Origin of the sequence: Kocuria sp. (genome assembly GCF_030530945.1) — a bacterium.
In the GTDB taxonomy this organism is placed as follows: domain Bacteria; phylum Actinomycetota; class Actinomycetes; order Actinomycetales; family Micrococcaceae; genus Kocuria.
On sequence record NZ_JAUMTZ010000003.1, the window covers coordinates 56,726 to 83,691 of the forward strand.

Below are 26,966 nucleotides of genomic sequence, written 5' to 3' on the forward strand. Positions count from 1 at the left end.
CTGGCACCTCGGCTCCCTTAGCGCCGAGGCGGGCAGCCGCCGCGGGGCAGACCTGTCCGTGCTCACGGTCACCCTGTGACGGTCGGAGCGCGCCGGTAGGCTGGCGGGATGATCGTGGGCACCGGCGTGGACATCGTGGACATCGGGCGTTTCGAGCGCCAGCTCGAGCGGGCCCCCCGTCTGCGGGAGCGCCTGTTCGTGCCGCACGAGCAGCGGCTGACCCCGCGGTCCCTGGCGGCGCGGTTCGCCGTGAAGGAGGCTGCCGCAAAGGCGCTGAAGGCCCCGCCGGGGATGGTCTGGCGGGACTGCTGGGTCACCAACGACGCCCACGGGGCCCCGGAGCTGCACACCGCGGGCACCGTGGCCGCCCAGCAGCGGCGGCTGGGCATCCGCACCTGGCACGTGAGCATCTCCCACGACGGCGGCATGGCCGTGGCGTTCGTGGTGGCCGAAGGAGAGGGGAGCACCCGCCATGATTGAGGCGTACACCGGTGAAAGCATCCGCGCGGCCGAGCAGCCGCTGCTGGAGCAGGGGCTCGGCGAAACCCTGATGCGCCGGGCAGCCAGAGGGCTGGCCCGAGGCTGCGAGGAGCAGCTGCGGACGAGCAGCCCGGACGGGAGCCTGCGGGGCGGCACAGCGGTGCTGCTGGTGGGATCCGGCAACAACGGCGGCGATGCGCTGTGGGCCGGTGCCTTTCTGCGGGAGCGGGGTGTGGCCGTGACCGCGGTGCTCACGGGTTCCCGCGTCCACCGGGAGGGACTGGCCGCCCTGACCGCGGCGGGCGGGCACGTCCTGCGCCTGGAGGACTCGGACGGACCGGACCGTTCGGCGCTCGCCGCCGAGGTGGCGGCCGCCCCTGCCGTGGGCGTCGCGGACGCGGTGGATCTCATGGCCCGCGCCCGCCTGGTGGTGGACGGCATGCTGGGCACCGGTGCCTCCGGCGGGTTGCGAGGCGCCCCGGCGCGCCTCGTCTCCGCCTTCCGGGAGCGTGAGCAGGACCCGGCCGTGCCTTTCACCCGGCGCACACCGCGCATCGTGGCCTGCGACGTGGTCTCGGGGGTGGCCGCCAGCACGGGGCGGGCTCCCGAGCCCGTGCTGCGCGCCCACGCCACCGTCACGTTCGGTGGGGCCAAGACCGCGCACGTGGTCTCCCCCGGGGAGCAGGCGGGCGGTGAGCTCACGATGGTTCCCATCGGCATCGAGAACCGGCTGGGTGCTCCCGCGGTGCACCGTCTCGAGCCGTCCGACGTACTGGCCGCCTGGCCGCGTCCCGGGGCCACCGACACCAAGTACTCCCGCGGGGTCCTCGGCGTGGTGGCCGGGGCGCCCAGCTACCCGGGGGCCGCGATCATGTGCACCCAGGCCGCGGTGAACGCGGGTGCGGGCATGGTCCGCTTCCTGGGGGACTCCACCGCGCGCGCCATGGTCCTAGCACGCAGCCCCGAGGTGGTCTGCTCCGAGGACCAGCCCTGGGACGTGCACGTCCAGGCCTGGCTCGCCGGTCCCGGGGTGGTGGGGGACGAGTCCCAGGCCGCGCGCGTCCAGGCCGTGATCGAGGCGCGGGAACCCGCGGTGCTGGACGCGGGCGCGCTCGACGCCGCCGCCCGCTCCGTGGCGGACTCCCGGCTGGGTGCCCACAAGATCCTCACGCCCCACGCCGGGGAGCTCTCCCAGGTCTTCGAGTGGCTGCACGGCTTCGGACTGTGCGACGCCGCCGTGGAGCGCTCCGAGATCGAGGCGGACCCCGTGCACTGGGCCGCAGAGGCGGCCCGGCTGACCGGCGCCACCGTCCTGCTCAAGGGGGCCACCACCGTGGTGGCCTCGCCCGTCGGCTCCACCGGTGGCACCGCGGCCGGGGTGGGTGGTGGCGCCGCGTCCGGCGCTGTGCCCGGTGAGGTCTCCGGACGGCGGGAGGACGCCGAACCGCGGCCGCGGGACGGCCGAGAGGGTCGGGGCGCCCCGGACCCGGCGGCGTCGTCCGGCGGGGACGTGCTGCTCCTGAGCGTGGGGGGCGCGAGTCCGTGGCTGGCCACGGCCGGCTCCGGGGACACGCTCGGCGGCATCCTGGGCACCGTGCTGGCCCACGTGGCCGAGCACCCGGACGCCCTGGCCGCCCTGGGGCACTGGGCCCGCGGCGAGGGCCGCTGGGCCGCGGCGGCAGCGCTCGGGGCGGGCCTGCACGCGCTCGCGTCGCGGGCGCAGGGGGAGGGCCCCGTGCCTCCGTCCGTGCTGGCGGAGAACGTGCGGGCGGTGCTCACCCGTCCGTGAGGAACCCGCGGAGCGGCTATCGTGGGGACTCGGCCGAGAACGGGGGACCCGTGCTCGGCCCCACCACACCCTGAGGAGAAGTTCATGGAAGTTTGGCCCGGACACCCGTACCCGCTGGGCGCCACGTTCGACGGCACGGGAACCAATTTCGCGCTCTTCTCCGAGGTCGCGGACCGCGTGGAGCTGTGCCTGTTCGACGCCGACGGCACGGAGACCCGCGTGGAGGTCACCGCCGTGGACAGCTACGTGTGGCACTGCTACCTGCCGCAGGTCCAGCCGGGCCAGCGCTACGGCTACCGCGTGCACGGCCCGTGGGACCCGTCCCAGGGGCTGCGTTGCAACCCCGACAAGCTGCTGCTGGACCCGTACGCGAAGGCCGTGGAGGGGGAGATCGACTGGGACGAGTCCCTGTTCTCCTACAACTTCGGCGACGAGGACTCCGAGAACCACCAGGACTCCGCCGCCCACATGATGAAGGGCGTGGTGATCAACCCGTTCTTCGACTGGGAGGGCGACCGCACCCCGCACACCCCGTACCACAAGTCCGTGATCTACGAGGCGCACGTCAAGGGCCTCACCGAGCAGCACCCCGAGGTCCCCGAGGAGCAGCGCGGCACCTATGCAGGGGTGTCCCACCCGGCGGTGATCGCACACCTGAAGAAGCTCGGGATCACCGCGATCGAGCTCATGCCCGTGCACCAGTTCGTGCAGGACTCCACCCTGCTGGAGAAGGACCTGCGCAACTACTGGGGCTACAACACCATCGCGTTCTTCGCCCCTCACAACGAGTACAGCGCGGCCTCCCACCTGGGCAGCCAGGTGCAGGAGTTCAAGGCCATGGTCCGCGCCCTGCACCAGGCGGACATCGAGGTCATCCTGGACGTGGTCTACAACCACACCGCCGAGGGCAACCACATGGGCCCCACGCTGTCCATGAAGGGCATCGACAACAACGCCTACTACCGCACCGTGGACGACGACCACAAGTTCTACATGGACTACACGGGCACCGGGAACTCGCTCAACGTGCGCCACCCCCACTCCCTGCAGCTGATCATGGACTCCCTGCGCTACTGGGTCACCGAGATGCACGTGGACGGCTTCCGCTTCGACCTCGCGGCCACCCTGGCCCGCGAGTTCTACGACGTGGACAAGCTCTCCACGTTCTTCGAGCTGGTCCAGCAGGACCCGATCGTCTCGCAGGTCAAGCTGATCGCGGAGCCGTGGGACATCGGCCCCGGTGGCTACCAGGTGGGCAACTTCCCGCCGCAGTGGACCGAGTGGAACGGCAAGTACCGGGACACCGTCCGAGACTTCTGGCGCGGCGAGCCCGCCACCCTCGGCGAGTTCGCGTCCCGCGTGACGGGTTCCGCGGACCTCTACGAGAACAGCGGGCGGCGCCCGTTCGCCTCCGTCAACTTCGTCACCGCCCACGACGGCTTCACGCTGCGGGACCTGGTGTCCTACAACGAGAAGCACAACGAGGCCAACGGCGAGGACAACAACGACGGCGAGTCCCACAACCGCTCGTGGAACTGCGGCACGGAGGGCCCCACCGACGACGCCGAGGTGCTGGCCCTGCGCGCCCGCCAGCAGCGCAACTTCCTGGCCACCCTGCTGCTGTCCCAGGGCACCCCCATGCTGCTGCACGGCGACGAGCTGGGCCGCACGCAGAAGGGCAACAACAACACCTACTGCCAGGACAACGAGCTCACGTGGATCAACTGGGAGAAGGTGGACGCGCCCCTCGTGGAGTTCACCGCGGCCATCACCCGGCTGCGCCACGAGCACCCCACGTTCCGCCGCTCGCAGTTCTTCGACGGCCGCCCCGTGGACATGGGCGAGCTCGGCGAGGGTGATCCCATGCCGGACATCGCGTGGCTCAACACGGATGGCACCCCCATGGTCCCCGCGGACTGGGACGAGCCGCTGGCCCGCTCCGTGGGCATGTGGCTCAACGGGCAGGGCATCGCCGGGGTGGACATGCGCGGCCGCCGGATCACGGACGACAACTTCATCGTGTACTTCAACTCCAACCCGGAGGCCGTGGAGGTCACCCTGCCCCCGGCCGAGTACGGCCAGCACTGGGAGGAGATCCTGGACACGGCCGGCGAGCACGCGGACGGCGAGGTGCGGGGCCACTCCTCCGTGCTGAGCATGGCGGGCAAGTCCACGATCATGCTGCGCGCGTGGGAGGAGCCCGAGGAGGAGCCCGACGCCTCGGTTGCCGCCTCCGTGGCGGCGGCGGTCTACACCGACGAAGTCTGAGCCCAGGTCTCCGCGGTCGACGCCGCTGCCACCGGACGCGCTGGACGCGCCACCTCTCGCGGGTGGCGCGTCCGCCGTGTCCACCTCCCGTGGTTCTCGCCCTGGGCGGATGGACTGGCACGAGGGCGCGCACTCCGGGAGACTGGAAGGGTGCTGACACCCTCTTCGACCTACCGGTTGCAAATCACCACCCAGCAGGACCTCCACCGCGCGGCGGAACTGGTCCCCTACCTCAAGCGCCTGGGCGCGGACTGGGTCTACCTCTCGCCGATCCTGCGGGCCACGAGCGGCTCGGACCACGGCTACGACGTGGTGGATCCCACCGAGGTGGATCCGGAGCGGGGCGGCTCCGCGGGACTCGCGGCGCTGTCCGAGGCGGCCCACGCCGCGGGCATGGGCGTGGTGGTGGACATCGTCCCCAACCACCAGGGCGTTGCCGTGCCGCGGGAGAACCCGTGGTGGTGGTCCCTGCTGGCCGAGGGGCCGCAGAGCCCCTACGCCACCGCGTTCGACGTGGACTGGGAGGCGGGCCGCGGCAAGGTGCTGATCCCCGTGCTGGGTGACGGGGACGAGGACCTCTCCGCCCTCACCGTGCAGGACGGCACGCTGCGCTACTACGACAACGTCTACCCCCTGGCCGAGGGGACCTGGAGCGAGGGGGACGACCCCGCCGAGGTGCACGACCGCCAGCACTACGAGCTGATCAGCTGGCGGCGCGGGGACTCCGAGCTGAACTACCGCCGTTTCTTCACCGTGGCCACCCTGGCCGGTGTGCGTGTGGAGGACCAGGGGGTCTTCGAGGAGTCCCACCAGGAGGTGGGCCGCTGGTTCCGCGAGGGTCTCGTGGACGGGCTGCGGATCGACCACCCGGACGGGGTCCGGGACCCGCGGGACTACCTGGAGAAACTGGCGCGGGTCACGGACGGCGCCTGGACCGTGGTGGAGAAGATCCTCGAGCCGGGGGAGAAGCTGCCCCGCGACTGGCGCACCGCCGGAACCACGGGCTACGACTCCCTGGGCTGGATCGACCGTGTGCTCACGGACTCCCGCGGCCACTACGAGCTCGCGTCCCTGGACACCCGGCTGCGCGGCGGTGAGCCGGCGCACTGGGACGAGCTGATCCACGGGACCAAACGGGCCATGGCGGACGAGGGCCTCTCCGCGGAGGTGCACCGCCTGGTCCGGGAGCTGCCCGCCGGCTTCCCCCACGGCCCCGAGGCGGCCTACGACGGGCTGGCGGAGATCCTCTCGAACTTCCCCGTGTACCGCACCTACCTCCCCGAGGGTGGGGACCACCTGCGCGACGCCGTGGCCGCCGCGCGCGGGCACCGTCCCGACCTGGATTCCGTGCTCACGGACCTCAGGGGGGTGCTGGGTGCGGACGCGCAGGACTCCGCCGAGCTGGGCGTGGCCGCCCGGCGCTTCCAACAGACCTCGGGCATGGTCATGGCCAAGGGCGTGGAGGACACCGCGTTCTACCGCTACACCCAGCTCACGTCCCTCACGGAGGTGGGCGGTGACCCGTCCGTCTTCTCGCTGAGCCCCGAGCAGTTCCACGAGGCGGCCGCGGCCCGCCAGGGCGAGTCGCCCACCACGATGAACGCCCTCACCACCCACGACACCAAGCGCTCCGCCGCCGTGCGGGCGCGCATCACGGTGCTCTCCGAGCGGCCGCAGGCGTGGTCCGAGACGGTGTCCACCCTGCTCACCCGGGCCCGGGAGGCCGGGATCTCCCTCACGGACGGTCCGGCGGTGAACCTGGTGCTCCAGGCCGTGGTGGGCGCCTGGCCGCTGGAGCGGGACCGCGCGGTGGACTACGCCATGAAGGCCGTGCGCGAGGCTGCGGTGTCCACCACCTGGGTGGACGGGGACGAGGAGTTCGAGGGCGAGCTCACGCGCTTCATCGACTTCCTGTTCACGGACCCGAGCGCCCGCGGGGTCGTGGAGGGCTGCGTGGCCCGGGTGAGTGAGCCCGGATGGTCCAACGCCCTGGCCGCCACGGCGCTGCAGCTGACCCTGCCCGGCGTCCCGGACGTCTACCAGGGCCAGGAGCTGTGGGAGCCCTCGCTCGTGGACCCGGACAACCGCCGCCCGGTGGACTTCGCCGCGCGGGAGGCCCTGCTCTCGGAGCTCGACGCCGCCGCGCCCGGTTCCCCGGCCGCCACCCCGCCCGTGGACGGCACCGGCGCGGCCCGGATGCTGCTGACATCCCGCGTGCTGCGCCTGCGCCGGGAGCACCCCGGGCTGTTCTCCGGCTACACCCCGCTGCGCGTGACGGGTGCGCTCGCCGAGCACACCCTGGCCTTCGACCGGGGTGGGGCGGCCACCGTGGTCACCCGCTTCCCCGTGGGCCTCGCCGCCGCGGGCGGCTTCACGGACGAGACCGTGGAGCTGGCCCCCGGCACGTGGCAGGACACCCTGACCCAGCGCGATTTCACGGCAGGTCCCAACGCGCCCGTGGCACTCGCCGACCTCCTCGACACCTATCCCGTGGCCGTTCTGCGCCGGAAGGACAGCTGAACCATGAGCACCGATCACCGCTTCGACGTCTGGGCCCCGCACGCCCGCAAGGTCACCGTCCGCATCGAGGGCCGGGACCACCCTATGGAGGGCCTGGCGGACCGTCCCGGCTGGTGGACCCTGCCGGAGGGGACCGACGTCCCCCGGGGCACCGTGCGCTACGGCTACGTCCTGACCAAGACCTTCGACGCCGGCACCCCGGAGGAGCGCGAGCAGGTCTCGGACGTGCTCCCGGACCCGCGCTCGCGCCGGCAGCCGCAGGGCGTTCACGAGCTCTCCTGCACGTTCGACCCGAGCGCCTTCGAGTGGCACGACGCCGAATTCCGCCCCCGCCCGCTGCAGGAGTCCGTGCTGTACGAGCTGCACCCGGGAACCTTCACCCCCGAGGGCACGCTGGACGCCGCGATCGGGCGGCTGGACCACCTGGTGGACCTCGGCGTGACCGCGGTGGAGCTGCTGCCCGTCAACGGCTTCAACGGCGAGCACAACTGGGGCTACGACGGCGTCGCCTGGTACACGGTGGCCGAGCCCTACGGCGGCCCCGAGGCCTACCAGCGCTTCGTGGACGCGTGCCACGTCCGGGGCCTCTCGGTGCTCCAGGACGTGGTGTACAACCACCTGGGCCCCAGCGGGAACTACCTGCCGCTGTTCGCCGACTACTTCAAGCCGGGCGCCTCCAGCTGGGGCGACCTCATCAACCTGGACGGGTGGGGCTCGGACGGGGTGCGCGAGTACATCCTGGACAACATCACCATGTGGCTGCGCGACTACCACGTGGACGGCTTCCGCCTGGACGCCGTGCACGCGCTCGCGGACTCCCGGGCGAAGCACGTCCTGGAGGAGATCGCCGAACGCGTCGCGGACGAGTCCGCCCGCACGGGCAAGGACCTGGTGACCATCGCGGAGTCCGACCTCAACGACCCCCGCATGGTGGCCGGCACGGACCGCCACGGGTTGGGCATGGACGCGCAGTGGCTCGACGACGTCCACCACGCGGCACACACCGCGTTCACGGGGGAGACCCACGGCTACTACGGGGACTTCGCCTCCCTGCACGCGCTCGAGAAGACCATGCACACGGCGTACTTCCACAACGGCACGTACTCCACGTTCCGGGGCCGCTCCCACGGCCGGGAGATCGACCCCTCGCAGCAGCGGCCGTGGCAGTTCGTCACGTTCCTGCAGAACCACGACCAGGTGGGCAACCGCGCAGCCGGGGACCGGATGAACCAGTCCATGAGCGTGGACCGGACGGTGGCCGCGGCCACGTGGCTCATGACCCAGCCGTACACGCCCATGCTGTTCATGGGTGAGGAGTACGGGGCGAGCACGCCGTGGCAGTTCTTCACCGCGCACCCCGAGCCGGAGCTCGGCGAGGCCGTGGCCACGGGGCGCAAGGCGGAGTTCGCCCAGATGGCCTGGGACCACGCCACCGTCCCGGACCCGCAGGACCCGCAGACCTTCGAGCGCTCCAAGCTGGACTGGTCCGAGGTCCACCAGGGGGACCACGAGCGCGTCTACACCGCGTACCGGGACCTGATCGCCCTGCGACTGGGCACCCCCGAGCTCACCGACCAGCGCTGGGACACCGTGGCCACCCAGGCCAGTGACCACGAGCAGTGGTTCGTGCTCAAGCGCATGGGCGAGCCCGGCTCGGAGCACGGTGTGGTCGTCGCGATCAACCTGGGGACCGAGCCGCGCAACCTGCCGCTCATGGGTGGGGACGCGCCGCAGCTGCTGTTCACGAGCGGCGCCGGTCCCGAGCCGGGTGCCGAGGGCACGGTGCGCGTGGCCCCCGAGACCGCCGTGGTGCTGCGGGTCTGAGCCCCGGGCGGGGGCCGCTTCCCGCCCCGCACGAGCCACCCGCAGGCCACCGCCTGCGGTGCACCGAGCGCGACGGCGCCCGCTCCCCGCACGGGGGGGGCGGGCGCCGTCGTCGTGGGGCGGGGTTCGCTGGTGGGGGCCGGGGGCCGGGGACTGCGGAGCGCGGGCCGGGACGCGGACGGCGTCGTCGTGCGGGGAGCGTGGGGTCCGGGCCGGGTTCCCGTGTGACGCGGGCGGGTGGGGCAGTGGCAGACTGGTGTCCATGCTGATCTATGGTGACGACACCGTCTGGACCCCGGCCGAGGACCGCTACGAGAGCATGCCGTACCGGCGTGTGGGGGAGTCGGGGCTGAAGCTTCCGGCCGTCTCCCTGGGGATGTGGCACAACTTCGGGGACGACAAGCCCCTGGCGAGCATGCGGGCCACGCTGCGGCGCGCGTTCGACCTGGGGATCACCCACTTCGACCTGGCCAACAACTACGGCCCGCCCGCGGGCTCCGCGGAGCTGAACGTGGGGCGGATCCTGCGCGAGGACTTCGCGGGGCTCCGCCACGAGCTGGTGATCTCCTCCAAGGCCGGCTGGGACATGTGGCCCGGGCCCTACGGAGACGTGGGCGGATCCCGGAAGTACCTGGTGACCTCCCTGGACCAGTCGCTCGAGCGCATGGGCCTGGACCACGTGGACATCTTCTACCACCACCGCCCGGACCCGAACACCCCGCTGGAGGAGACCATGCGGGCGCTGGACCACATTGTGCGCTCCGGGCGCGCGACGTACGTGGGCGTCTCTTCCTACAGTGCGGACCTCACCCTCGAGGCGCAGCGGATCATGCGGGAGCTCGGCACGCCGCTGCTGATCCACCAGCCCTCCTACTCGATGCTCAACCGCTGGATCGAGCAGCCGGACGAGCGCGCGGGCGGCAAGAACCTGCTGGGCGCCCTCACGGAGGCGGGCATGGGCTCCATCTGCTTCACGCCGCTGGCGCAGGGGATGCTCACGGACAAGTACCTGAACGGTGTGCCGGAGGGCTCGCGGGCGTCCGAGGGCAAGTCCCTGGACCCCGAGTGGCTCAGCGAGCAGACCCTGGAGCAGATCCGTGCGCTGAACACCATGGCGCAGGAGCGCGGCCAGACCCTCGCGCAGATGGCGATCGCCTGGACCCTGCGCCCCCAGGAGTCCGGGCAGGTCACCTCCGCGCTGGTGGGGGCGTCCTCCGCGCGGCAGATCGAGGACTCCGCGCGCGCGGTGGCCAACCTGGACTTCTCGCAGGACGAGCTGCGCCGCATCGACGAGCTGGTCACGGACGCCGGCGTCAACATCTGGAGCACGGCCACCGAGTCCAAGCACGCATGACGGGCGCGCAGTACGGGGCGCTGCTGGGGGTGTGGATCGCGGGGATCGTGGTCCCCGGCCCGGACGTCTTCGTGATCCTGCGCAACGCGTTCCTGTCCTCGCGCCGCAACGCCGTGGTCACGGCGCTGGGCGTGGTGGTGGGCAACACCACCTGGATCGTGCTGTCGCTGATGGGTGTCACCGTGCTCATCAGCGGCAACCCCGTGCTGAAGCTCGCGGTGCAGGTGGGCGGGGCGCTGTTCCTCGCCAGGATGGGCTGGACCGCGATCCGGGCCGGGATGCTCTCGCGAGCAGCGGGCTCGGGCGACGCCGCCGCGCCCGGGGGCGCCCGCGAGGGCCCCCACCCCGCAGCGCGCGCGGGGCGGGCCCCGTCCGCCGAGGACGAGGCGCAGCGGCAGGAGCTCTCCGTGGGCGGTCGCAGCCGTTTCCTGGGCCCCTCCGGACTGACCCCGTGGCGGGCCGCGGTGCAGGGGCTCGTGACCAACCTGGCCAACGCCAAGGCCCTGGTGTTCTTCGTGGCGCTGTTCGGCTCGCTGGTGCCCGCGGACATCAGCTGGACGGAGGCGCTCAGGGTGCTCGGGATGCTCGTGGGCACGGCCCTCGTGTGGTTCCCGACCGTGGCGTGGGTGGGCTCCGTCCCGGCGCTGGCCAGCCGCTTCCAGGCCCGCGGCGCCGAGGTGGAGATCGTCTCCGGGGTGGTGTTCCTGCTGGTGGCGGTGGGTCTGCTCGTGGAGGTGGCGCTCACCCTCTGAAGCACCCGGGTGGGCCGCGCTCCGCACGGGTGCGGGCGGCGTCGTCGTCGCGGAACGGGTGGGAGCGGATCTCGTGGGGCGCCCGGCTAGAGTGTGATCTCGGTCAAGTGCGGTGCGGCACGGCGGCGACGCCGCGCCCGCGCCCGGCGCAGGCAGCGCGCGACCGCCACCACCGAGCCGAGGAGAACCGTGTCCGAACATCCCATCCGCGTGGCCGTTGCCGGCGTGGGCAACTGCGCCGCGTCACTCGTCCAGGGCGTGCACTTCTACCGTGACGCCGACCCCTCCGACACCGTGCCCGGTCTGATGCACGTGCGCTTCGGCGACTACCACGTGGGGGACGTCCAGTTCGTGGCCGCGTTCGACGTGGACGCCGCCAAGGTGGGCCTGGACCTCTCCGAGGCCATCCTGGCCGGCGAGAACAACACCATGCAGATCACGCAGGTCCCGCCGCTGGGCGTGGCCGTGGACCGCGGCCCCACCCTGGACGGGCTCGGGAAGTACTACCGCGAGACCATCACCGAGTCCGACGCCGAGCCCGTGGACGTGGCGGCGGTGCTGCGCGAGCGGGAGGTGGACGTGCTGGTGTCCTACCTGCCGGTGGGCTCCGAGGAGGCGGACCGCTTCTACGCGCAGGCCGCGATCGACGCCGGGGTGGCCTTCGTCAACGCCCTGCCCGTGTTCATCGCGGGCACGGACGAGTGGGCGCAGAAGTTCACGGACGCCGGGCTGCCGATCGTGGGGGACGACATCAAGTCCCAGGTGGGGGCCACCATCACCCACCGCGTGCTCGCGAAGCTCCTGGAGGACCGCGGCTACGTGCTGGACCGCACCTACCAGCTGAACGTGGGCGGGAACATGGACTTCAAGAACATGCTGGAGCGCTCCCGGCTGGAGTCCAAGAAGATCTCCAAGACGCAGGCGGTGACCTCCAACGTGCCGCACGAGATGCGCGCGAAGGACGTCCACATCGGCCCGTCCGACTACGTGGGGTGGCTCGACGACCGCAAGTTCGCGTTCGTGCGGCTGGAGGGCCACGGCTTCGGCAACGCCCCGATCTCCCTGGAGTACAAGCTGGAGGTGTGGGACTCGCCGAACTCCGCGGGTGTGATCATCGACGCGATCCGTGCCGCGAAGATCGGGCTGGACCGCGGCATCGGCGGCCCGCTGGTCTCGGCGTCCTCGTACTTCATGAAGTCTCCGCCCGAGCAGGCGGACGACGACACCGCCCGGGAGAACGTGGAGCGCTTCATCCGCGGCGAGGTGCAGCGCTGAGCTCGGCGTGCCACCGCGGGTGAGCCCGCGGCCGTGACGACGGCGCCCGGCACCGGTCCACCCCGGTGACGGGCGCCGTCAGGCGGTTCAGGCCCGCTCGTGCCCGGCCAGTCCGGCACGGGAGACGATGTAGTCCACCAGCGGGTCGTAGAGGTGCGGGGGGACGTTGTCGTCCAGGGGCACCACCACGTCCACCTGGCCCTGTGCCTCGGCCACGAACACCCCGGGGTCGTTGCAGTCCCCCATGGCAATGGTGGGCAGCCCGGCGCGGGAACCGGCCCACCCGGCCATGCCGTGGTCCGCCACCACCAGGTCCGGCGCCTCGCGTCCCTGCTCCCGCAGGTGCTCCAGCACCAGGCGCATGGGATCGGGGAAGTGGGTGTGGCGCAGCCCGCCGTACTGCTCCACCATCACCACGTCCTCCACCTGGCGGACGTCCCCGTCCTCGAAGGGAAGGGCCTCGTCGAAGCGGATCACCCGCGCACCGGAGGCGCGGGCCACCCGGGCCAGACGGGCGTAGACGGGAGCCAGTCCCGAGGGGTGTCCGGTGGCGAACAGCAGGCGCTTGCGCCCCTGCACCGCGCGGCTGAAGGCCTCGGCGTAGCGGTCCAGCCCGGCCACGCACAGCTGCGCGGAGATGGAGTCCTGGCCGCTGAGGTACCCGCGGTCGTCGTTGATGCCCACGCGGTCCCGCATGAGCTCGAAGACGGAGTCGAAGTCCCACTCGCGGGTCCGCTCCACCCCCATGTGCTGGTGCTGGTCCCCGTCCAGGAAGCCCTGGATGTTGCGGAGGTTGGCCTCGCGGGGGGTCGCCACGGCCCCGGTGATGCGGGAGCGGTCCAGGTAGCGGGCGAGGGAGTCACGGCTCAGGTACGCGGTGGTCACACGGGCGAGTTTAGGCGGTGACCGCCACCCCCGCACAGGCGAGGTACGCCGCGGCGTGCTGCGCGGCGACGTCGTCCCACGTCAGCTCCCGGGCCCGGCGCACCGCGGCGTGTGACATCGCTCTCCACGCCCGGGGGTCCCGGGCCGCCCGGTGCAGCTCCCGCGCCCACTCTGCGGGCTCCCGCCCGGGCACCAGGCGACCGGTCTCACCGTCCCGCACGGCCAGGCGCAGCCCGTCCACGTCCGTGGCCAGCACTGGGGTCCCGCACGCCTGGGCCTCCACCGCCACCAGTCCGAACGTCTCCGACGACGACGCCACGGCCACCGCGTCCACCTCGCCCATGAGCCGCGCGAGCTCGGGGCGGGGGAGCGAGCCGCGGAACTCGACACGGTCCGCCACCCCCTCCGTGCGCGCCAGCTCGCGCAGGTGCTCCAGGAACTCGGGGGAGCCCGTGCCCGCGAGCACCAGGCGCACGGGGGTCTCGGGGTGCTCCCGGGAGAGGATCCCGAGGGCCCGGACGAGGACCTGCTGGCCCTTCAGCGGCTGCATCCTCCCGGCGCAGAGCACCGTGAAGGACCCGGTGGCGGGCGCGGCGTCCGGTTCGCCGGCCGGGGGGTGGAACATCAGGGTGTCCACGCCGGGCGGGATGACGACCACGCGCGCAGGGTCCGCTCCGTAGAGCGACACCACCTGCGCCTCCTCCACGGGCGTGTTGACCACGGTGCGGCACGCGCGGGAGACCAGCAGCCGCTCGGCGTCCTCCCGCGCGGCGGGCTCAGGGGTCTCGTCCGGGCCGGCGCGCAGGTTCTTCGCGGCGGCGGAGGTGTGCAGGGTCAGCACCAGGGGGACGTCCAGGGCCTCGGCGAGGACGAGCCCGGCCGCGCCGGAGAGCCAGTAGTGGGCGTGGAGCACCCGAGGGGCGGCCGCGGGGTCGTCGTAGAACGCGGCGAGCGCCGCACCGAACGCGTCCGCGAAGGCGGGCAGCTGCTCCTTGGAGGCCGCGGCGGCGCCGGTCACGGCAACGTTCAGCAGCCGGATCCCCGCGGCCACGGGTTCCACGGAAACCCCCGCGGGCCTGTCGGGGCGGCGGTCCAGGGTGGCCATGTCCACGAGCCATCCGGCCTGGGCCAGGGCGTGGGCCAGGTGCCACACGTAGACGTTCATTCCGCCCGCATCACCCGATCCCGGTTGCTCCACGGGTGAGGTGTGCATGCTGAGCAGCAGGACGCGGTCGGCCCCGCGTACCGGCCCCCGCACCGTCCCCGGACCGCGGGCCCGGCCGCCACCGCTCGGGGCACAATGGAGGCGTGAGTGAGACGACCCCCTGGCAGAACCGGCAGCCCAGCGAGCGCAGCGCGGTGGTGGACCTCGCCGCCGTGCGGCACAACGTGCGGCGGCTGCTGCACCTGGCGCGCGGCCGCACACTGATCGCGGTGGTGAAGGCGGACGCCTACGGCCACGGCGCTCCCGAGGTGGCCCGGGCGGCGCTCGCGGCCGGTGCGGACATGCTCGGCACCGCCCACGTCTCCGAGGCCCTGGCCCTGCGGGACGCGGGGATCACCGCACCCGTGCTGGCCTGGCTGCACACTCCGGCCACGGACTTCACCGCTGCCGTGCGGCGGGACGTGCGGCTGGGTCTGAGCGGCGGGGAGCTCGACGCCGTCCTGGCCGCCGTGCGCGCCACCGGCACTCCCGCGGTGGTCCACCTCAAGGTGGACACCGGCCTGGGTCGCAACGGTGCCACCGCCGAGCAGTGGCCGGGGCTGCTGGAGCGGGTGGTGCGCGCCGAGCGGGAGGGACTGCTCACGGTGGAGGGGATCTTCACCCACCTGGCGGTCGCGGACGAGCCGGAGCGCCCCGAGACCGCCGAGCAGCTGGCCGCACTCACCCGCGCGGTCGCCGCGGCCCGGGACGCCGGGCTGGACCCGGCCATGGTCCACGCGGCCAACACCCCCGGGCTGCTCTCCGCGGACTGGATCCCGGACCCGGACGCCATGCTGCGGGACGCCGTGCGGGTGGGGCTGGGGCTGTACGGGCTGAGCCCGTTCGCGGACCGCACCCCCGAGGACCTGGGGCTGGTCCCGGCCATGACCCTGCGCACGCGCGTGGCGAACGTCAAGGCCGTCCCCGGGGGCACAGGTGTCTCCTACGGGCTCAGCTACCGCACGGACGGGCCCACGCACCTGGCCCTGATCCCCCTGGGGTACGCCGACGGTGTGCCGCGCGTGGCCACGGGCGCGCCCGTGCGCATCGGGTCCCGGACCTACCCCGTGGTGGGCCGGATCGCCATGGACCAGTGCGTGGTGGACCTCTCCCGCGGGCGGGACGCGCTCACGGGTGCGCCCACCGGCGACGACGCGCAGCCACCGGTGCGCACCGGCGACGAGGCCGTGCTGTTCGGCGCGGGGGAGAACCCCTCCGTCACCGAGTGGGCCGAGGCCGCCGGGACCATCAACTACGAAGTGGTCACCCGGATCTCCCCGCGGGTGCCGCGTGAGCACGTGGACACCGGGGAGCCGGGCGGGGACCACGCGGCGGACGGTGCGTCCGCGACCGGGCCGGGCGGCGTCGTCGACGGGGCGGCCGGGCAGGATCCCGACGGCGCACGGTGGACGCTGACCCGTCAGCTCGCGTCCCCGGAGGAGACCAGGGCGCTGGCGCACACGCTGGCGCGGTCGCTGCGCGCCGGTGACCTGGTGCTGCTCAACGGCGAGCTGGGGGCGGGCAAGACCACGTTCACGCAGGGACTCGGGGCAGGCCTGGGGGTGCGCGAGGGCATCATCTCTCCCACCTTCGTCCTGACCCGGCGCCACCCGAACCTTCCGGACGGGCCGAACCCCGGGGGACCGGACCTCGTGCACGTGGACGCGTACCGCCTGGGCAGCGCGGAGGAGATGGCGAGCATCGACCTGGAGGACACCCTGGACACCTGCGTGACCGTGGTGGAGTGGGGGACCGGGAAGGTGGAGGAGCTCAGTGCCTCCCGCCTGGTGGTGGACATCGACCGGGCCCGCGGTGCGGACGCCGCCACGGGGGCTGCGCCCGCGGACCTGGGCGGGGTGCTCGCAGACCTCGGGCGGCAGTGGGAGGACGGTGGCACGGGCGGCGAGCCGCGGCGGGTGACCGTGCGCGGATTCGGCGCCCGCTGGAGCGAGCCGCCGGTGCTGTGACACCACGGCCGGGAGCCCCCGCTGTGGCGGCGCCCGTGTGGAGGTCCCGGGGCGGCGGCCCGGCAGGGGACTGCGCGGGTGCCCCGGCGAGGCCCGTGCCGGGGAGGCTCCCGCGTGTCCAGGGGGCCCGCGTGACACACTGGACGTGAGTCTGGACGTCCCGCCCGGGCAGCACGGCACCGGGGGAGTTCCGACGCCCTCCCCGGCCCGCGGGCGTTCTGCAGACACTGCTGAGCGATCCGAGGAGAAGGCCATGCCACCGACGGCGACACCCCACACCAAGCCCCACGGCGCCCCCATCGCGGAGACGATCCTGCTGCCGGGGGACCCGCTGCGCGCGACGTTCATCGCCGAGACGTTGCCCGAGGACGCCGTGCAGTTCAGCGCCGTGCGCAACATGCTCGGGTACACCGGCACCCACCGCGGCCGGGAGCTGTCCGTGATGGGCACGGGCATCCCCTCGATCGCCCCCGCCGTGCTCACGGTCTCGGACAACCACGTGACCCGTGCGGAGCTGCCCCCGGAGCAGCGCCAGACGGGCTTCGCGACCATGATCGAGCGGGCCACCACGGTGACGGAGCCGTGAACGGGATGACACACCCCCGCCAGGACCCGGACCGCTCCGCAGGTGCCGCGAGCGCGGGACCCGACAGCGCGGCGTCGACCCCCGCGGCGGCCGTCCCCGCCACCGGGACGGGCTCAGGGACGACGGCCGCCGACGGCGCGGTGCCCACCCGCACGGGCGGCGTGGACCCGCGCCGGGCCGTGCCCGTGCTGCTGTTCCTGTTCGTCTTCTGCCTGGTGGTGGACCAGGGCTTCAAGTTCACCTCCCAGCCCATGGCGCAGGCGCTGAGCCTGAGCGAGTCCACCGTGAGCCTGCAGGCCACGCTCACCGGCGTGCTGGTCGGCATCGGCGCCGTGGTCTACTCCGCGCTCGCGGACTCCGTGGCCATCCGCAGGCTGCTGTACCTGAGCATCGGGCTCGTCGTGGTGGGCTCGGTGGTCGGCTTCGTGGGCAGCGCGTCCTTCGGCGTGGTGCTCGTGGGCCGGATCGTCCAGACGGCGGGTCTCGCGGCGGCGGAGACCCTCTACGTGGTCTACGTGACCAAGCACTTCCAGGGCGTGGAGCTGAAGAAGTACCTGGGCTTCTCCAACATGTCCTTCCAGCTGGCGTCGCTGATCGGCACGCTGGTCTCGGGCTACCTGGCCACGTACGTGTCCTGGACCTGGATGTTCCTGGTGCCGCTGCTCATGGTGCTCTCGTTGCCGTTCATCAGGAGGCGCGTGCCGGACGAGGTGGAGCACGCGAGCTCCGGCGTGGACGTGTACGGGCTGTTCCTCGTGGCAGTGGTCGCCACGGGCGTGATCATGTTCATGCAGGAGTTCACGGGGTGGTGGTGGATCCCGGTGGTGATCGCCGGCGTCCTGTTCGTCCGCCACGTGCGCACCAACCCGCACGCCCTGGTGGACTGGTCCTTCTTCACCAACCGTCCGTACATCAGCGCCCTGGTGATCGTGTTCATCATCTACTCGGTGAACCTGGCGTTCGTGTTCCTCTTCCCGTTCGCGATCCACGGTGTCCACGGCATGGCCATGGACCGGGTCTCGCTGCTCACCGTTCCCGGCTACGTCCTGGGTGCCTCCACCGCGGCCATGTCCGGCGTGGTCAGCAGGCGGCTGGACTCCAAGCAGGCCGTGACCCTGGCGCTGTGCCTGCTCGCCGCAGCACTCGCGGTCGCGGGGATCTTCGTGAACGTGTCCGTGGTGGCCCTGGTGGTGGCCATGGCCATGTTCTCGGTGGGCTTCGGCCTGCTGTACGCCCCGCTGATGTCCAGCGCGCTGCTTCTCATGCCGGCCGCGAAGTCCGGTGTGGCCGTGGGCTTCTACAACCTGGTGATCAACGTGGCCTCCCCGATCGGCGTGGCGTACACGGCCACCCTGATGTCCGGCAGGCCCACGTGGTTCAGCGCTCTGAGCGTGGGCAGCACGCCCGAGGGCGACTACTTCTCGACCATCCTGTGGTTCCTGGTGGTCATCACCCTGCTGGGCCTGGTGGCCTACCGCGTGCTGTTCGGGATGCTCGAGCGCGGCGACGCCCGCGCCGCGCAGCGCCTGACAGCCCAGGAGTAGACGGTTCGCGGATTCCCCACCGGCCCCTCTGCGCGTTCCCTCCGGGACGGGCGGAGGGGCTCCGTCCACGCGGGACTAGACTGTCCGGGTGCTTGTGCTGACCCTGGACTCCGCGTCGATCGCCTCCGTGGCGCTGTCCCGTGACGGCGAGGTGCTGCGGGAGTTCGCCACTCCGGACACCCGCTCCCACGCCGAGGCGCTGGCCCCGGCCGTCCGCGACCTCATGGCGGCCGAGGGGATCACGGGATCGCAGCTGGACGGGATTCTCGTGGGCACCGGGCCGGGACCGTTCACCGGGCTGCGCGCCGGACTGGTCACCGCTCGGGCCCTCGCCTTCGCGTGGGAGCTGCCCGTGCACGGGCTGTGCTCCCTGGACGCCGTGGCCCACAGGGTGGCACAGGACGCCCCGGGGAACCGCCCCGAGTTCGTGGTGGCCACCGACGCCCGCCGCCGGGAGCTCTACTGGCGCGTCTATCGGGCCGTCACGGACCGCGACGGCGTGCTGGCCGTCCCCACCGGCGAACCCCGCGTGGGTCCCGCCGAGGACGTCCCCGCGCTGCCCTGCCACGGCCCCGGCGCCGCCCTCTACCCGGACCGCCTGGCGCAGCCGGTCCAGGCCGGAGCGCACCTGCAGCCCACCGCCGCGGACCTCGCCCGCGCCGCGTGGGCGCTGACCCGCCGCGGACACGAGCTCTCCACCGACACCTCCCCCCTCTACCTGCGGGACTCGGACGCCCAGGTGCCCGCGGCCGTGCAGGGGGCCCGCCCGTGAGCGCCCCGCACGGGGGCCACGGGGCGGCCACGGCCGCGGCGTCGTCGCTGCCGCCGGGGTACGCCCTGCGGCCCATGCAGCCCGGGGACCTGGACAGCGTCCACGCGCTGGAGACGGAACTGTTCCCCGAGGACGCCTGGCCCCGGCCCCTGTTCGACGAGGAGCTCGCCCACCCCACCCGGCAGTACTGGGTGCTCACCCGGGAGCGGGAGGTCGTGGCGTACGCGGGGATGATGTGCATCCCGCCGGTCGCGGACGTCCAGACCATTGCCGTGGCCGCCGAGCACGAGGGGCGCGGACTCGGCTCCACCCTGCTGCGGGTGCTCCACGAGGCGGCCGTGCGAGCCGGCGCCACCGAGATCATGCTCGAGGTCCGGGCGGACAACCCCCGGGCGCAGGCCCTCTATCGCCGCTTCGGCTACGAGCACATCCACACCCGCGCCCACTACTACGGCCCGGGCCACGACGCCCTGATCATGCGCTGCGAACTGGTGGCTGCGGGTCCGGAGACGCGCAGCCCGGACGGAAGGACCATCCATGAACACCGCTGAGCCCCTCGTGCTGGGCATCGAGTCCTCGTGCGACGAGACCGGGGTGGGCATCGTGCGCGGCACCGAGCTGCTGACCAACACCGTGTCCTCGTCCATGGAGCAGCACGTGCGCTTCGGCGGGGTCATTCCCGAGATCGCCTCCCGCGCGCACCTCGAGGCCTTCGTGCCCGCGGTCCGGGAGGCGCTCGCCGAGGCTGGCGTGGCCCTGGAGGAGATCGACGCCATCGCCGTGACCTCCGGCCCCGGTCTCGCCGGCGCGCTCATGGTGGGCGTGGCCGCGGCCAAGGCGCTCGCGGTGGCCACGGGCACCCCCCTCTACGCGATCAACCACCTGGTGGCCCACGTGGGCGTGGGGCTGCTGGACGGGGACGGGCGGCTGCCCGAGCACCTCGGCGCGCTGCTCGTCTCGGGCGGGCACACCGAGATCCTCGCCGTGCGGGACATCACGAGCGACGTCCGCCTCCTGGGCGCCACGATCGACGACGCCGCCGGCGAGGCCTACGACAAGGTCGCCCGGCTGCTGGGGCTCGCCTACCCCGGGGGGCCCGCCATCGACGCCGCCGCCCGGAAGGGGGACCCGGCCGCGTTCGCGTTCCCGCGGGCACTGACGGCCGGGAAGTACATGGGCTCCGCGCAGGCGCCCGGTCCCCACCGCTACGACATGTCCTTCTCGGGACTCAAGACCGCCGTGGCCCGCGTGGTCGAGGCGTTCCGGGCCGCGGGGCAGCCCGTTCCCGTGGCGGACGTGGCCGCGAGCTTCCAGGAGGCCGTGGTGGACGTGATCTCCCGCAAGACCGCGCTGGCCTGCACCGAGCACGGCATCACCACCCTGCTCATGGGTGGGGGAGTGGCCGCGAACTCACGGCTGCGGGAGCTGGTCACCGCCCGTTGCGCCGAGCGCGGCATCACCGTGGTGGTCCCCCCGCTGTCCCTGTGCACCGACAACGGCGCCATGGTGGCCGCCCTGGGCTCCCGGCTGGTGTCCTCCGGGGTGGCCCCCACCGGGATCTCCTTCGCCGCGGACCCGGGGCTGCCCGTGTCCACGGTGTCGGTCGCGGCGAGCCTCTGAGCCCAGGCCCCGGCGTCCCTCGCAGCGGACAGCGGGTTGGCTGCACGTCACGGAAAAACTTTTCTACGGAAAGCTCGCTGCGAGAGGCTGATTCAGCTGTTGCGCTGAAACGGGATCCTCCGTGGCCTCGCATCCCAAGACTCACAGCTGCCCCCCGGATCATGCCTCGCCGAGTTCTTGGAGGGCTCTCCGGCTCTAGGCCATGGGTGACATGGCGGGGCCGATCACAGATCATCGCCCCGGCCAGCAACAACCTCGCCCTCATCCAGATCGATGGTCACCACACTGGCTCCCTGGATCGGCTCCCCCGGCGTCCTGAAAGCCCTCTTCAGAAGATCCACCGTCAGTCGATCCCTCGAGGCATCCTTCACCACGAAGAGAACGCGTTTCCCGTGGTCATCCACAAGCGAGAAGAACAGATCGACAGACACTTCCCCCCGCACAGAGTTGACCTCGGCAACAAAGGCAGCAGGATTTTTAAGCGTGGCACTCTTGAGCGTGCCCGATACCGTCACCGAATCATCGGAGTAGTCCGGATAGAAATCAAGCTCCTTGAAGTAGGACCGGTCCACGTGAGAAGTAACTTCCCCCACCTTCTGGGTCTCAAACTCCTGACGGGAAATCCTGTCCTCCAGCAGGGAGTTCGAGTACTCGCCCCAGCCCACTATTGCGAACGTCGGAACAATGGTGAGGACGACAAGAGCTCCGAGCACTGCCGCGATGCCGACCTTCCAACTTCTGCTCACAGCAGGACCTGCGTTGTTCGACCGCTCTGCTGGTCTTCGAAGACCAGGCACGACGGCGCGGCCCCCAGCTCCGCCACCCTTCTTTCCAGGCGTCTTTCCTCCAGGAAGGTGTGGGCCACTGCGCCCGCTTCAATCAACAGGATTGCCGAGAGTACGATGATGAGGACGTTCCACCCGGCGTTCTTCTTGCTGTTTTCTGGATCGCTTGAGCTTGTCGGGTTGGCCATTCTTCTCCTGTTGGGGGAACAGTTTTTGTTTTGTTGCCGGCACAGCTGGTTCCCCAGCGGCTTTCCTGCGGTTCGCTGGGGCCCGCAGCCGCCTCAGCCGGCCTCGCGGTTGCGCGCCACCACGTCCATGACCACCGCGCGCAGGTCCCCGCCGTTCTCCCGGGCAATCCTGCGCTGGCGCTCGTAGCCCGTCTCCCCGCTCACCATGGTCTCCACGTGGGCCAGCTCGGTGGCGCACCCGAGTTCGTCCGCCACGGGCTCAAGGGTGTTCAGCAGGTCCACCAGGTCCTCCCGGAGGGGGCGCTGGTGGTTCCGGGCGTCACGGATGATCTCCGCGTCCATCCCGTACCGGGCCGCCCGCCACTTGTTCTCCGCGTGGTGCCACGGGGGCAGCACGGGGATGGTGCCGCCGTCGTCGAGGGTGCGGGAGAAGGACTCCACGAGGCACTGGGTGAGCGCGGCGAGCGCCCCCACCCCCCGCAGGTCGGAGGGCCCGTCGCACGCGCGCATCTCCACAGTGCCGAAGCGCGGCACGGGGCGGATGTCCCAGCGGTTCTCGGAGATCTCCGCGATCACCCCGGTGGCCAGCAGGTCCGCCACGTAGGACTCGTACTCGGCCCAGGTGTCGAAGTGGTAGGGCAGGCCCGCGGTGGAGAGCTGCTGGAAGATCTGCGTCCGGTGGGAGGCGTACCCGGTGTCGTGGCCGGACCAGTACGGCGAGTTCGCGGACAGCGCCAGCAGGTGGGGGTAGTAGTTCATGAGCCCGTCCAGCACCGGCAGGGCCTTGTCCCGGTGGTCGATGCCCACGTGCACGTGCATCCCGAAGATCACCATCTGCCGGGCCCAGTACTGCGCGCGGTCCACCACCTTGTGGTATCGCTCGTCGTCCACCACGGGCTGCTCGTTCCACTCGGAGAAGGGGTGGGTGCCCGCGGCGTAGATCTCCAGGGAGCGGGGGTCGGTGACGGCGCGGATCCGCTCCTGCGTCTGCGCCATGTGCGCCACGGCCTCGGGCACGGAGCGGCACACCCCGGTGACCATCTCCACCGTGTTCTGCAGGAACTCGCCGGTGACCCGGGGGTGGTCGCCCTCCTCCCCGAGCTCGGGGTGCTCGGCCACCACGGCCGCAAGGACCTCCTGCGCCCTTGGTGCGAGTTCGCCCGTGGCGCGGTCCACCAGCGCCACCTCCCATTCCACGCCCAGGGTGGAGTTCTCGGAGGTCTCGAAGTCAATGTGCACGGCGTGGTCCTCTCATGGGGTGCGCCGGTGAGGGCGGCTGGGTCCCGTGCCGGGGGCCGTGATCGCCTGGTCACGTGCTGCCCGCCGTCTAGGCACAGGGAGCCCTCAGTCTAGGGGTTCCACCACCAGCACCACACGCCGCTCCCCGCCAGGCTCCATGAGGCGCGTCATCACGAGGGTCGCGCGCCGGGCGCCCCGCGGGGCCAGCTGGCGGCGCAGCTGCTCGGGGGTCACGTCCGTGCCGCGCTTCTTGATCTCCAGGGCGCCGACGTCGTGGTCCCGGACCCACTTCCTGAGCACCTTCACGGTGTGCGGCAGCACCTCCCGGACCTGGTACGTACGGGCGAACGGGGTGCTCGCGGGGTTCTCGGAGGACAGGTACGCGATGGTCGGGTGCAGCAGGTGGGCGTCGAGGCGCTGCGCGAGGTCGGTGACGAGCCCCGCACGGATCACCGCCCCGTCCGGCTCGTGCAGGTAGCTCCCCACGCGCCCCAGCAGCTCCCCCTCGGCGGGTGGCGAGTCCCAGGAGGGGGAGGTCAGCTCCGCGGCCGACGACGCGGCGTCGTCGTCCTTGGCGCGGGAGACCGCGGCGTCACCGCCGTCCTCCATACCCGCCGCGCCCGGGGAGGACTCGGTGCCGCGGCCCAGCACGAGGGCGGCGCGTGCGACGTCCGGGCGGCGGACGGCGTTGAACCACAGCACCGCCTCGACCACGTCCCCGTGGTCGGAGATCCACTGGGCCTCCGCTCCTTCGGGCACGTGCTCGTGGGGTATGCCGGGGCCCAGCTTGGCGCCCACCGCCAACCCGCCGGCCGCGAGCCGGGACACGAAGGACAGCGGAGGGGAGAAGGCCTCGGGGTCGAACACGCGCCGGGTGCGGCCCCCGCCGGTCACGCGGCGCGCCGGGTCCAGCCAGATGCCCTGGGCCGGGCCGGCCGCGAGCTCGGTGAGGTCCAACGACTCGGCGTCCGCGCAGAGCACGCGGGCGCGGGGCCACCCCGTGAGGTTGAGCGTGGCCACGGCCGCGGTGAGCGGATCCCGCTCCACCGCCGTGACGGTGCGCTCGAGCGCGGCCAGTGCCAGGGAGTCCGCGCCGATCCCGCAGCCCAGGTCCACCACGTGCTCGATCCCGGCCTGGGCGAAGCGCTGCGCGTGCAGGGCGGCCACCGTCCAGCGGGTGGCCTGCTCCACGCCGTCGCGCGTGAACACCATGTGCGCGGCGAAGTCCCCGAACTTGCCCCGCGCCCTGGCGCGCAGCCGCGACTGGGTGAGCGCGGCGGCCACCAGCTCGGGGGAGTGGCCCTGGGCCCGCAGCGTCTCCGAGAGGGTGAGCGAGGCGTCGGGGTCGTAGGGGCCGAGCGAGTCGAGCAGCTGCAGGCCCTCCGGGGTCAGCAGGTGGGCGAGGCCCCGGGTCTCGGCGTCGTCGGAGGCGGCAGGTGAGTTCACCTCCCCATCACATCACGCCCGGGGCTGCTCGTGGGCGGGACCGGGACGGGCCGTGGCGACCGGATCCCGGGGCCTGGGACGGGGGCCGCGGGGCAGGGGACCGGAGTCCGTTCAGCCCACAGGGCAGCGCCCGCGCGCGCCTTGACCGGGCGCGGGGCGCGTCCCTACAGTGAGGATTAGCACTCTCGTAGTGAGGGTGCTAAAAGGCCAGGCGCTCAATCGGCACCGCGACGACGGTTGGCACGCCAACTGGCCTGTGGCGAACGCCGCCGTGGGACCCCGCGGCACCGGCGGACGCACACCGTCTCACACGCCTAGAAGAAAGGGAGAGATCGTGTCGGTCTCCATCAAGCCCCTCGAGGATCGCATCGTGGTTCAGCCGCTGGCCGCTGAACAGACCACCGCCTCCGGTCTGGTCATCCCGGACACCGCCAAGGAGAAGCCCCAGGAGGGCACCGTCCTGGCCGTGGGCCCGGGCCGCGTGGACGACAAGGGCAACCGCATCCCCGTGGACGTCAAGGAGGGTGACGTGGTCATCTTCTCCAAGTACGGCGGGACCGAGGTCAAGTACAACGGCGAGGAGTACCTGGTGCTCCCGGCACGCGACGTGCTGGCCGTCATCGAGAAGTAGCCTCTCCACCGACTCTTCGTGCGCGGTGCCCGTGACGTCCGCCCGGAATCGGGCCGCACGGGCACCGCGTTCGCCGTTCTCCCACAGGGTCCACCGACCCGCAGACTCTTCACAAGGAGCACACATGCCCAAGCAGTTGGTGTTCAACGACACCGCTCGCAAAGCGCTCGAGTCCGGCGTGAACCGCCTGGCCGACACCGTCAAGGTCACCCTGGGCCCCCGCGGCCGCAACGTGGTCCTGGACAAGAAGTGGGGCGCGCCCACCATCACCAACGACGGCGTGACCATCGCCCGTGAGGTGGAGCTCGACGACCCCTACGAGAACCTCGGCGCGCAGCTGGCCAAGGAGGTGGCCACCAAGACCAACGACGTCGCCGGTGACGGCACCACCACCGCCACCGTGCTGGCCCAGGCCATCGTTCGTGAGGGCCTGCGCAACGTGGCCGCCGGCGCCGCCCCCAGCGACATCAAGCGCGGGGTGGAAGCGGCCGTGGCCACCGTGTCCCAGCGCCTGCTGGACGACGCCCGCCCCGTGGAGGGCAAGGACGTGGCCCACGTGGCCGCGATCTCCGCCCAGTCCCCGGAGATCGGCGAGCTGATCGCCCGCGCCTTCGAGACCGTGGGCACGGACGGCGTCATCACCATCGAGGACGGCTCCTCCACCGAGGTGGAGCTGGACGTCACCGAGGGCATGCAGTTCGACAAGGGCTACCTCTCCCCGTCCTTCATCACGGACCAGGAGCGCCAGGAGGCCGTCCTGGACGACACCTTCGTGCTGCTGTACCAGGGCAAGATCTCCGCCATCCAGGACCTCATGCCCGTGCTGGAGAAGGTGCTGCAGGCCAAGAAGCCGCTGACCATCATCGCGGAGGACGTCGAGGGCGAGGCCCTGTCCACGCTGGTGGTCAACAAGCTGCGCGGCACGCTGGACGTCGTGGCCCTGAAGGCTCCCGGCTTCGGCGACCGCCGCAAGGCGATCATGCAGGACCTCGCGGTGCTCACGGACGCCACCGTGATCACCCCGGAGCTCGGCATCTCGCTGGACGGCGTGGAGCTCTCCCAGCTGGGCACCGCCCGCCGGATCACCGTGACCAAGAACCAGACCACCCTGGTGGACGGCGCCGGCTCCTCGGACGCCGTCGCCGAGCGTGTGGCCGAGATCAAGGCCGAGATCGCCCGCACCGACTCCGAGTGGGACCGCGAGAAGCTCCAGGAGCGCCTCGCCCGCCTGGCCGGTGGCATCTCCGTGATCAAGGTGGGTGCCGCCACCGAGGTGGAGCAGAAGGAGCGCAAGCACCGCATCGAGGACGCCGTGTCCTCCACCCGTGCGGCGCTGGAGGAGGGCATCGTGGCCGGCGGCGGTTCCGCCCTGGTCCACGCCTCCAAGTCCCTCGAGGGCACGGACCTGGGCCTCACCGGCGACGCCGCCACGGCCGTCACCATCGTGCGCCGCGCCCTGACCCAGCCCCTGCGCTGGATCGCGGAGAACGCGGGCCAGGACGGCTTTGTGGTGGCCGCGCGCGTGGCCGAGATGGAGCCGGGCAACGGCTACAACGCCATGACGGACGAGTACGAGAACCTGCTCGCCGCGGGCATCATCGACCCCGTGAAGGTGACCCGTTCCGCCCTGCAGAACGCGGCGTCCATCGCGGCGCTCGTGCTCACCACCGAGACCCTAGTGGCCGAGAAGAAGGACGGCGAGGAGGACTGATCCTCCCCGCCCCGTGAGTCGCGGGGCGGCCCGGCCCGGCCAGGGGCGGGCCGGCCCGGCGGCACCCCCCCCGCGCGGCCCGCGGGGGCCGGCGGGGACCGCCGCCGCCGCGGCGGCGGGGGTGGT

21 protein-coding genes and 1 pseudogene are annotated in these 26,966 nt (G+C 72.3%); 16 read left to right on the forward strand and 6 right to left on the reverse strand.

Translation table 11 applies throughout. The annotated features are described in order from the left end of the window. Nucleotides 1–108: 108 nt before the first annotated feature. From Q4A22_RS04205 to Q4A22_RS04240, 8 genes are all read left to right on the forward strand, one after another. Nucleotides 109–480 carry a holo-ACP synthase gene (locus Q4A22_RS04205; protein ID WP_303177482.1) on the forward strand — a complete coding sequence of 124 codons (372 nt, stop codon included), beginning with the start codon at nt 109–111 and terminating at the stop codon, nt 478–480. Then, on the forward strand, nt 473–2,269 hold the full coding sequence (locus Q4A22_RS04210) for a bifunctional ADP-dependent NAD(P)H-hydrate dehydratase/NAD(P)H-hydrate epimerase (RefSeq protein ID WP_303177483.1): 1,797 nt from the start codon (nt 473–475) through the stop codon (nt 2,267–2,269). Before Q4A22_RS04205 ends, Q4A22_RS04210 begins: the two co-directional genes overlap by 8 nt. An 84-nt stretch (nt 2,270–2,353) precedes the next feature. Then, nucleotides 2,354–4,537, forward strand: a complete 2,184-nt coding sequence (gene glgX / locus Q4A22_RS04215; protein WP_303177484.1) for a glycogen debranching protein GlgX — start codon at nt 2,354–2,356, stop codon at nt 4,535–4,537. Nucleotides 4,538–4,687: 150 nt separating this feature from the next. Continuing rightward, nucleotides 4,688–7,057 (forward strand): malto-oligosyltrehalose synthase, encoded by a 2,370-nt coding sequence (gene treY / locus Q4A22_RS04220; RefSeq protein ID WP_303177485.1) that lies wholly within the window; start codon nt 4,688–4,690, stop codon nt 7,055–7,057. A 3-nt stretch (nt 7,058–7,060) separates the two neighbouring features. Further along, nucleotides 7,061–8,881, forward strand: coding sequence for a malto-oligosyltrehalose trehalohydrolase (treZ, locus tag Q4A22_RS04225; RefSeq protein WP_303177486.1), 1,821 nt, complete (start codon nt 7,061–7,063; stop codon nt 8,879–8,881). Between the two features lie 262 nt (nt 8,882–9,143). Beyond that, a complete protein-coding gene (gene mgrA, locus Q4A22_RS04230) occupies nt 9,144–10,235 on the forward strand; it encodes an L-glyceraldehyde 3-phosphate reductase (RefSeq protein ID WP_303177487.1) in 1,092 nt (363 codons plus the stop codon). Then, nucleotides 10,232–10,987, forward strand: coding sequence for a LysE family translocator (locus Q4A22_RS04235; RefSeq protein WP_303177488.1), 756 nt, complete (start codon nt 10,232–10,234; stop codon nt 10,985–10,987). The genes mgrA and Q4A22_RS04235 overlap by 4 nt, the downstream gene beginning before the upstream one ends. 189 nt (nt 10,988–11,176) lie before the next feature. Then, on the forward strand, nt 11,177–12,262 hold the full coding sequence (locus Q4A22_RS04240) for an inositol-3-phosphate synthase (protein ID WP_303177489.1): 1,086 nt from the start codon (nt 11,177–11,179) through the stop codon (nt 12,260–12,262). Nucleotides 12,263–12,349: 87 nt separating this feature from the next. On the opposite strand, the gene Q4A22_RS04245 is transcribed toward Q4A22_RS04240, so the two are convergent. Next, entirely contained in the window at nt 12,350–13,147 is a 798-nt protein-coding gene (locus Q4A22_RS04245) for a phosphatase (protein ID WP_303177490.1), read from the reverse strand. 10 nt (nt 13,148–13,157) lie between these two features. Continuing rightward, nucleotides 13,158–14,312 carry a glycosyltransferase gene (locus Q4A22_RS04250; RefSeq protein WP_303177491.1) on the reverse strand — a complete coding sequence of 385 codons (1,155 nt, stop codon included), beginning with the start codon at nt 14,310–14,312 and terminating at the stop codon, nt 13,158–13,160. Nucleotides 14,313–14,455: 143 nt separating this feature from the next. Between Q4A22_RS04250 and alr the strand changes: the two genes are divergently transcribed. The 6 genes and pseudogenes from alr to tsaD all read left to right on the forward strand — a co-directional run bounded on the left by alr (nt 14,456) and on the right by tsaD (nt 20,840). Beyond that, nucleotides 14,456–16,318 (forward strand): alanine racemase, encoded by a 1,863-nt coding sequence (gene alr, locus Q4A22_RS11815; RefSeq protein WP_368410545.1) that lies wholly within the window; start codon nt 14,456–14,458, stop codon nt 16,316–16,318. A 253-nt stretch (nt 16,319–16,571) separates the two neighbouring features. Further along, nucleotides 16,572–16,787 (forward strand): annotated as a pseudogene (locus Q4A22_RS11820) (purine-nucleoside phosphorylase); the annotation flags it as partial. A gap of 122 nt (nt 16,788–16,909) precedes the next feature. Next, nucleotides 16,910–18,448, forward strand: coding sequence for an MFS transporter (locus tag Q4A22_RS04270; protein WP_303177493.1), 1,539 nt, complete (start codon nt 16,910–16,912; stop codon nt 18,446–18,448). A gap of 88 nt (nt 18,449–18,536) precedes the next feature. Beyond that, complete coding sequence (gene tsaB / locus Q4A22_RS04275; RefSeq protein ID WP_303177494.1) at nt 18,537–19,220, forward strand: tRNA (adenosine(37)-N6)-threonylcarbamoyltransferase complex dimerization subunit type 1 TsaB; 684 nt, start codon at nt 18,537–18,539, stop codon at nt 19,218–19,220. Beyond that, nucleotides 19,217–19,771: a ribosomal protein S18-alanine N-acetyltransferase gene (gene rimI / locus Q4A22_RS04280; protein ID WP_368410546.1), complete on the forward strand. Its 555-nt coding sequence runs from the start codon at nt 19,217–19,219 to the stop codon at nt 19,769–19,771. Before tsaB ends, rimI begins: the two co-directional genes overlap by 4 nt. Next, complete coding sequence (tsaD, locus tag Q4A22_RS04285) at nt 19,758–20,840, forward strand: tRNA (adenosine(37)-N6)-threonylcarbamoyltransferase complex transferase subunit TsaD (protein WP_303177495.1); 1,083 nt, start codon at nt 19,758–19,760, stop codon at nt 20,838–20,840. The genes rimI and tsaD overlap by 14 nt, the downstream gene beginning before the upstream one ends. A 224-nt stretch (nt 20,841–21,064) precedes the next feature. Here the strand turns inward: tsaD and Q4A22_RS04290 are convergent, their stop codons facing one another. From Q4A22_RS04290 to Q4A22_RS04305, 4 genes are all read right to left on the reverse strand, one after another. Further along, nucleotides 21,065–21,586 (reverse strand): hypothetical protein, encoded by a 522-nt coding sequence (locus Q4A22_RS04290; RefSeq protein WP_303177496.1) that lies wholly within the window; start codon nt 21,584–21,586, stop codon nt 21,065–21,067. Beyond that, nucleotides 21,583–21,813, reverse strand: a complete 231-nt coding sequence (locus tag Q4A22_RS04295) for a hypothetical protein (protein WP_303177497.1) — start codon at nt 21,811–21,813, stop codon at nt 21,583–21,585. Before Q4A22_RS04295 ends, Q4A22_RS04290 begins: the two co-directional genes overlap by 4 nt. Before the next feature lie 93 nt (nt 21,814–21,906). Continuing rightward, nucleotides 21,907–23,052 (reverse strand): glutamate--cysteine ligase, encoded by a 1,146-nt coding sequence (locus tag Q4A22_RS04300; RefSeq protein WP_303177498.1) that lies wholly within the window; start codon nt 23,050–23,052, stop codon nt 21,907–21,909. A 105-nt stretch (nt 23,053–23,157) separates the two neighbouring features. Beyond that, complete coding sequence (locus tag Q4A22_RS04305; RefSeq protein WP_303177499.1) at nt 23,158–24,498, reverse strand: methyltransferase; 1,341 nt, start codon at nt 24,496–24,498, stop codon at nt 23,158–23,160. 334 nt (nt 24,499–24,832) lie between these two features. Here Q4A22_RS04305 and groES point away from each other — a divergent pair, with 334 nt between their 5' ends. Together groES and groL are read left to right on the forward strand one after the other, a co-directional pair. Next, the gene (gene groES, locus Q4A22_RS04310) at nt 24,833–25,129 is read left to right on the forward strand and encodes a co-chaperone GroES (RefSeq protein WP_035959438.1); all 297 of its coding nucleotides are present in this window, start codon (nt 24,833–24,835) and stop codon (nt 25,127–25,129) included. 124 nt (nt 25,130–25,253) lie between these two features. Further along, a complete protein-coding gene (gene groL / locus Q4A22_RS04315; protein ID WP_303177500.1) occupies nt 25,254–26,840 on the forward strand; it encodes a chaperonin GroEL in 1,587 nt (528 codons plus the stop codon). The last annotated feature ends 126 nt before the right edge of the window (nt 26,841–26,966 follow it).

Excerpts from the sequence above, each read along its gene's own strand:
- Q4A22_RS04205 (WP_303177482.1), top strand. The coding sequence starts at position 109 with ATGATCGTGGGCACCGGCGTGGACATCGTGGACATCGGGCGTTTCGAG.
- Q4A22_RS04210 (WP_303177483.1), top strand. The coding sequence starts at position 473 with ATGATTGAGGCGTACACCGGTGAAAGCATCCGCGCGGCCGAGCAGCCG.
- glgX (WP_303177484.1), top strand. The coding sequence starts at position 2,354 with ATGGAAGTTTGGCCCGGACACCCGTACCCGCTGGGCGCCACGTTCGAC.
- treZ (WP_303177486.1), top strand. The coding sequence starts at position 7,061 with ATGAGCACCGATCACCGCTTCGACGTCTGGGCCCCGCACGCCCGCAAG.
- mgrA (WP_303177487.1), top strand. The coding sequence starts at position 9,144 with ATGCTGATCTATGGTGACGACACCGTCTGGACCCCGGCCGAGGACCGC.
- Q4A22_RS04235 (WP_303177488.1), top strand. The coding sequence starts at position 10,232 with ATGACGGGCGCGCAGTACGGGGCGCTGCTGGGGGTGTGGATCGCGGGG.
- Q4A22_RS04250 (WP_303177491.1), bottom strand. The coding sequence starts at position 14,312 with ATGAACGTCTACGTGTGGCACCTGGCCCACGCCCTGGCCCAGGCCGGA.
- Q4A22_RS04270 (WP_303177493.1), top strand. The coding sequence starts at position 16,910 with ATGACACACCCCCGCCAGGACCCGGACCGCTCCGCAGGTGCCGCGAGC.
- tsaD (WP_303177495.1), top strand. The coding sequence starts at position 19,758 with ATGAACACCGCTGAGCCCCTCGTGCTGGGCATCGAGTCCTCGTGCGAC.
- Q4A22_RS04295 (WP_303177497.1), bottom strand. The coding sequence starts at position 21,813 with ATGGCCAACCCGACAAGCTCAAGCGATCCAGAAAACAGCAAGAAGAAC.
- groL (WP_303177500.1), top strand. The coding sequence starts at position 25,254 with ATGCCCAAGCAGTTGGTGTTCAACGACACCGCTCGCAAAGCGCTCGAG.